Source organism: Pseudomonadota bacterium (genome assembly GCA_026388255.1).
GTDB lineage: Bacteria > Desulfobacterota > Syntrophorhabdia > Syntrophorhabdales > Syntrophorhabdaceae > JAPLKB01.
Genome location: JAPLKC010000044.1, coordinates 37968 through 44544, shown reverse-complemented (window position 1 = coordinate 44544; position 6577 = coordinate 37968). Strand labels below are relative to the sequence as shown.

The following is a 6577-nucleotide window of genomic DNA, read 5'->3' as shown; positions in this document are numbered from 1 at the left end:
ATGTTGTCCCGTGACCGGGAGAGCTGTCTACATTGATAAAACCGTTATGCCCCTTGATGATCCCATAGACCGTTGCCAGTCCCAGGCCGGTCCCCCTTCCCATTTCCTTTGTGGTGAAAAAAGGATCAAAGATCCGTTCACGGGTCTTCTCATCCATCCCTGTGCCGGTGTCTGTCATGGATATCCTGATATAGTTCCCGGGTTTGACGGCATAGGGAAACGCCTGTTCATCATTCAGAAGAACGTTCTCTGTCTCCAGGTAGATCTCTCCGCCCCCGCGCATGGCCTGCCAGGCATTCACATACAGATTCATAAATACCTGCTCCATCTGCCCCCGGTCAACCTCCACGGTAAAGAGATCTTTCGCGTATTTCCGATGGATGGTGATTTCCTTCTTGGTTCTGCCGAACATCGAGGAACTCTTTTCAAGAATATCGTTCATATCCGCGGTCTTTACCTCATATCTTCCCCCGCGGGCAAACCCCAGCAGTTGTCTGGTTAAATCCGCCCCGCTTTGCACCTGCGCTTCAATCCTTTTAAGCCGCTCATAATTGGGATGGGAGGGATCGAGCTCCAGTAACGCGAGGGAAGCGTAGCCCTGAATCCCCATGAGCAGATTGTTGAAGTCGTGGGCGATGCCGCCTGCAAGGGTGCCGATGGCCTCCATCTTATCCGCGTGCTGCAGACGCTCCTGCAGAATTCGTTTTTCCTCCTCGGCTTGTTTGCGGGAAGTGATGTCAGTAATAATGACACCAAGGACCGGTGCCTTGTTTTTTTGGTTAATAGAGAACTTCCTGGTTTCAAGAACTCGTAAGCAATCATTTTTGTCGTGCCACTCTTCCTCGTACGATACAAAACCTTCCGACAAAGCCTTTAGATCATTTTCACGCATGGAGCCAGCAATTTCCGAAGGGAAGGTTTCCTCTGGTATCTTGCCCAGCCATTCATTTGCGGGGAACATATTGCTGAATTTTTGATTAAAGAACAGAGGTCTCGACTCTTTGTCCTTGATTATCACCATACCGGGCATGTTGTCCATAAATGCCCTGAACCGTTCCTCGCTCTCCAGCAGTTCCTCTTCCGCCCGCTTACGCTCGGTAATATCAAATGTCGATCCCATGATAGTCGGTTTGTTATTCAATTCGACGACAGTAGCAGAATAATCAACCCATTTCACCTGGCCATTCTTGGCAATGAATTTAATTTCGTACCTTGATGGTGGATCTTGTCCTTTGATGCGATCAATGCCCCTGCTGATGCGATCAATGCCCCTGCTGATGCGATCAAGGCCCCTGCTCCTTATCAACTCCCGCATATCCGGATGCGTAAAATCCCAGAAATTCATATCGGCGAGGTCTTCCATCGTATAGCCAATGATCGACTCGAATGCAGGATTAATATAAATATATTTCGTGCCCTGAATAAGAAATATTGCAGAAGAAGAACTTTCTGCAAGGGCGCGGAATTTGGATTCGCTTTCCAGCAGTTCCTCTTCCACCCGCTTGCGTTCGGTGATGTCACGACATATCGTTATAGTTTGTATTTTTCCCTCTATTTCCATGGATGTTGCATTGATCTCAATGGGGGTGATATTACCTTTTGAATCCACGTAGTCAATTTCCAGGTTTCTTGTGTATCCTTTCTCAAGGGTGGCTTTGATTGCCGCTGAATTTTTCCCTTTTTCTGAATCGGCAGTCCATTCTATGACGCTTCTGCCGACTATTTCACTCAAATCATGGTGTCCGGTAAGACGCACATATTCGAGATTTGCATCAAGCACTAAGCCGTCCTTATCAATAATAACAAAACCTGTGCCGGTTGTTTCAACCAATGTACGGTATTTATCCTCGCTCCTTCGCAGTTCGTCCTCGGCCTTTTTGTGTCCGGATTCCGATTGTTCCAGTTTTATGATTTGCTGTTTTAAGGCAGATACCTCTTTGGTCAGTTCCTGATTTGTCCTGGATGGATCTTTCATCTGGTCTCCCTATGGTGACAAATAGTGCCGGGATATATTAATACATTAAGAATGCTATAGTAGATATGTTGAGGTGTCAATGTATATTCATGTGAAAGCACAGTTGTTTCCACTAAATTGTATATAGAGTAGGCAGCGTGGTATATGTGCTTGATTGTCATTATCACACAATATACTATGAGGTTTAGGAAAATTCCATATTTCTGGTTATTTGTTAACCTGGATGTTAACTTTGTCAAGTAAGTTTTTCATATACATGCAAGGCCGATAGTGGGTAATCGAGCGCACGACCCGCAGTTGAGCAGGGAGTAAGACAGTGCTCCGGCCACAGCAAGTGAGAAAATTGAGGAAGCTCCAGGCAGTTGGAATCTATTGACTGTGCCCGGTGGTTTTGTTATATTAAAAATTCAAATAAATTATGAATATATTAGGCATTCATACCTTCGGGCACGACACAGGTGCAACCCTGATATCGGGAGGCCAACTCCTCGCCATAGGTGAAGAGCGTCTTAACAGACAGAAACATTCCGGGGCTTTCCCTCATAAATCTGTTCGTTATCTCCTCGAAACCGCCGGTCTGAAGAATATAGGCAATATAGATCTGATCGTAGGCGTTACAAGGATCGGAAAGGACGGGAAAAACAAAGAGATCGAGATGATCCGTTCCGAGCTTGATTACAAAGGAAAGGTCCATACCATATCGCATCATGCAGCCCATGCTGCAAGCGCCTTTTATCCGTCCCCTTTTGACGAAGCCGCTGTCATGGTGGTAGACGGGCTGGGCAGTAATGCCGCCGATGTTGATGCGGGTGCTAAAACCCCTTTCATCTTCAGGGTTATAGATAAAAAGATACAGAAAAAGTTTGAAGAGGTACAATCTTTTTACAGGGCAATAGACGGCAGGCTTCATACGATCAGGAAGGATTATGCCATGCCCGGATTCACTAATGGCCTTGGCCTCCTCTACATGGGCACATCCGTATTCGTCGGCTTCGGTGATTTCGGCTCAGGCAAGGTCATGGGTCTCGCGCCGTATGGTGAGCATACCGACGGGCGCTACCGTAGGAATTTCTATGAGATTGTTGACGGCGCCGTGTTGATACCCAGCGAAAAGAACTTCGTGAGACACATCGATCATTTCCAGAAAATGTATTATCCTGATATCCCCAAGAGGGACAAGGGGAAACTTCCTGATGAAGTATATACGGCAATTACCTTTGAAGTACAGGACGCCCTTGAGAAGGCACTCATAGAGATTGCCGGGCATCTTTATAAGATAAGCCCCTCGAAAAACCTCTGTTATGCTGGCGGAGTGGGGTTAAACAGCGTAGCAAACAAGAAAATTCTCGATAATACACCCTTTGAGAATATCTTTGTGCAGCCTGCCGCATGTGACACGGGTATAGCGCTGGGGTGCGCCCTGCATGGCGCCCACATGTTGAACAACGAGGAGCCGAAAAAGTATAAATTCAAAAATGCTTACACAGGGAGACGCTACAGCGAAGAAGAGATTCTATCAGCCCTGAATAGCACTACCCATATAAAATTCAGTAAAGAACAGAACGTTGCACAAAAGGCTGCGAAACTTCTGGCAGAAGGCAAGATCCTCGGATGGTTTGAAGGCGGCAGCGAGATAGGCCCCCGTGCCCTGGGACACAGGAGCATTATCTGTGATCCGGGAAAACCTGACATGAAAGATATCCTTAATGCACGGGTAAAACACCGCGAGGCCTTCCGTCCTTTTGCCCCATCCATTCTTAAGGAATACGTATCGGATTACTTTGAACTTACATGCGAAAGCCCTTATATGCTGCTTATAGCTGAAGTGAAAGAGGACAAGCGCAAAGTTGTCCCTTCAATAACACATGTTGACAACACTGCCCGCGTGCAGACCGTCACCCGTGAAGACAACGGCAGATTCTATGACCTGATAGAAGAATTCCGTAAGATCACCGGTGTTCCCGTCATATTAAATACCTCCTTTAATATTGCCGGGGAACCCATAGTGGAGACCCCTGCCGATGCCCTGAAATGTTTTATGTCTACAGAAATGGATTACCTGATTATTGAAGACTATTTTATAGAAGCCTCAGGGCCGAAGGAACTTATTGGCAAGCCTGTCATAGATGAAAATAAATTGAAGGCAACGGATTTTAGAACTGATTTTAGAAAATATTTCAAATGTTTCTTTAAAAATAATTCATAGATTGCCTCAGGCAAGCAGCTAATGAAAATACTCTTCTTTACCCACAATATATTTACACCTGAAAATCCGAAAGGCTACAGAATTCACCAATATTTCCCGTATCTTGCAGAAAAGGGGTTTGAAATTGAACTCCTTACGACCAAAACCGGCTTCTCAAAGGTTCTGAAACAGGCAAGCCAGGCAGACGTTGTCTATCTGCAGAGGTTACTTTTAAATCCCCTGAAACTTTTTGCCTTAAGGCAATGCGCAAAAAAGATTGTCTACGACTATGATGACGCTGTTATGTACGGAACAAGGAAAGAGAGTGTAACCAGAAGGTTCCGTTTTAAGATGACGGTGCAATGTGCCGATGCCGTATTTTGCGGGAACTCCTTCCTCCTTGATGAGGCAAAAAAGCACAGGGACACAGGTGCATATTATGTACCCACAGTCGTTGATACCGACGAATATCCTGTGAAGGTACACGAAGAGCACAAACCATTTGTGGTGGGCTGGATGGGAAGCAGTTCCACGTTAAAGTATCTTTCCGATATAAAGGAATTTTTTCTTTCTTTTCGCCATAACAGGCATATAATATTTAAATTTGTGGCAGACAAGCCTTCAGGCATGGAGGAGAAGGGGATAATATTTGAAAAGTGGGAGAAAGATAAAGAAAAATCGTTACTTTTGAGCTTCGATGCAGGGATTATGCCTGCAAGGGATGATATATGGTCACAGGGTAAGTGCGGGCTTAAGCTCATTCAGTATATGGCGTCGGGGCTTCCGTCCATAGCCCATCCCGTTGGTGTTGTAAATGATATAATAGAAGACGGGGTAAACGGTTTTTTGCAGGATGATCCGGCCGGGTGGAAGGACGCTGTAGAGGCGCTCTCAAAGGATACGGCCTTAAGAAGCAGAATAGGGAATACCGCAAGGGAACACATAGAAGCAAAATACTCCTTGAAGTCCTGGGGTCCTGAAGTGGCGAAAATAATAGGCAGCCTATGAAAACTCCAAAGTTCAACAACATAAAATGGTTTTTAGATGACAGCGGAATGGTTGCCCTGTTGGATGGTCTTCCCTTACAGGAAGAGGTAAAGAGAGGATACTTTACATGCGATTATAAGGACAAAGGAATCTTTATAAAATTCTTCAAGGAAAAGGGAAATGTCGGCTTCATAAGAAACAGGGTATCGCCGAGAGGCAGGAAGGAATACCTTGCAGGGAAAAGGCTCCTTGCGCTCTCTGTCATGACTCCCCAACCGCTCGGGTATGGTATTTCAGACAGAGGTTCATATATTATTCAGGAACGGATAGAGGGGGATACATTTGTCAATGTATTCCTTGAGAGCAAAGACCGGGCAGGGCTCCTCCTGAAGCTTGCAGACCTTTTAAGAACCTTAAAGACACAAATGGTGGTTCACAACGATCTCCATCTGAATAATATTATCATTCATAATGAAAATCTATATCTCATCGATTTGCATAAAATGCAGGTTAAAGGACGTGTCAGCTTGAAAGATGAGGTGTCAAGCCTGTCCCATGCAATCACCATGCTGTATGGTGGCATGACAGCAGATGAAAAAACACTTTTCTTCAGCCAATATGGAGAGCAGGACATAAGAGCATCCGTTGAAAAAGAAATGGGAAGGTTGTGGAAAAGGTGGATCAGAAAAAAACAGGAAAGGGCCTTTGAAAATACGTCAAAGATAGTTGTCAGGGGAGATTATACCTGTATGGCAGGGAAGAAAATTCCTGTTGACAGCGATCCTGTTCAGTTAATAAAGAAAGATAAAAAGATCATAGTCGAGAGGCATAACGACCATATACGGAAGTATTACCGCAGTAAAAGAAGACTCCAACTGGCGTGGAAAAACCATGTTGCAGTGAAATATTTAGACCTCTGCGTAACACCTGAGCCATACTGTGTTAAACGTCATTCCCTCTTTTCCTGGGGATATGTCGCCATGGAAGACCTCACCGGTTCAGGTATTGAACTCGATAGATACCTTGATAAGACTTATGACCATATGAGCAAAGGCGCAAAAACAGCCTTTATCAAAACGCTCGCGCAATTCTTTGCAGCACTTTTTGAGAAAAAGATCGCCCACAGGGATCTGAAGGGGTGCAACATATTTGTACTGAATGACGGCAGATTTCTCCTGCTGGATGTGGAAGATATACTGTTCACTGTCATAGATGAAGAAAGGCTGAAAAGGATGCTGATGCAATTGAATACGACAATCCCGGGGCGGATAAGTGTAAGGGACAGAATGCGCTTTTATCTGAAGGTGGTAAAGGGCATTAATGTTGATAAGAAGCAGGTTTTTAAGGACGTACAAAAAAGCTCTTTAGAAAGTGACATTGTATATGAAGGGGTTTCCGGCCTTCAGCGCGAGTCCTGGTAATACCGGGCA

General features: G+C 45.1%; 4 protein-coding genes. 3 read left to right on the top strand and 1 reads right to left on the bottom strand.

All coding sequences use genetic code 11. The features are described from left to right. Positions 1 to 1975 (bottom strand): PAS domain S-box protein (locus NT178_06430; GenBank protein ID MCX5812166.1); only part of this gene is annotated, 1975 nt, incomplete at its 3' end. 418 nt (positions 1976 to 2393) lie between these two features. On the opposite strand from NT178_06430, the gene NT178_06425 reads away from it, so the two are divergent. From NT178_06425 to NT178_06415, 3 genes are read left to right on the top strand one after another with little or no spacing between them, the layout of a single operon-like run. Then, positions 2394 to 4181: a carbamoyl transferase gene (locus tag NT178_06425; GenBank protein MCX5812165.1), complete on the top strand. Its 1788-nt coding sequence runs from the start codon at positions 2394 to 2396 to the stop codon at positions 4179 to 4181. 21 nt (positions 4182 to 4202) lie between these two features. Continuing rightward, positions 4203 to 5168, top strand: a complete 966-nt coding sequence (locus tag NT178_06420; GenBank protein ID MCX5812164.1) for a glycosyltransferase family 4 protein — start codon at positions 4203 to 4205, stop codon at positions 5166 to 5168. Beyond that, positions 5165 to 6568 (top strand): hypothetical protein, encoded by a 1404-nt coding sequence (locus tag NT178_06415; GenBank protein MCX5812163.1) that lies wholly within the window; start codon positions 5165 to 5167, stop codon positions 6566 to 6568. Before NT178_06420 ends, NT178_06415 begins: the two co-directional genes overlap by 4 nt. Positions 6569 to 6577 lie beyond the last annotated feature (9 nt).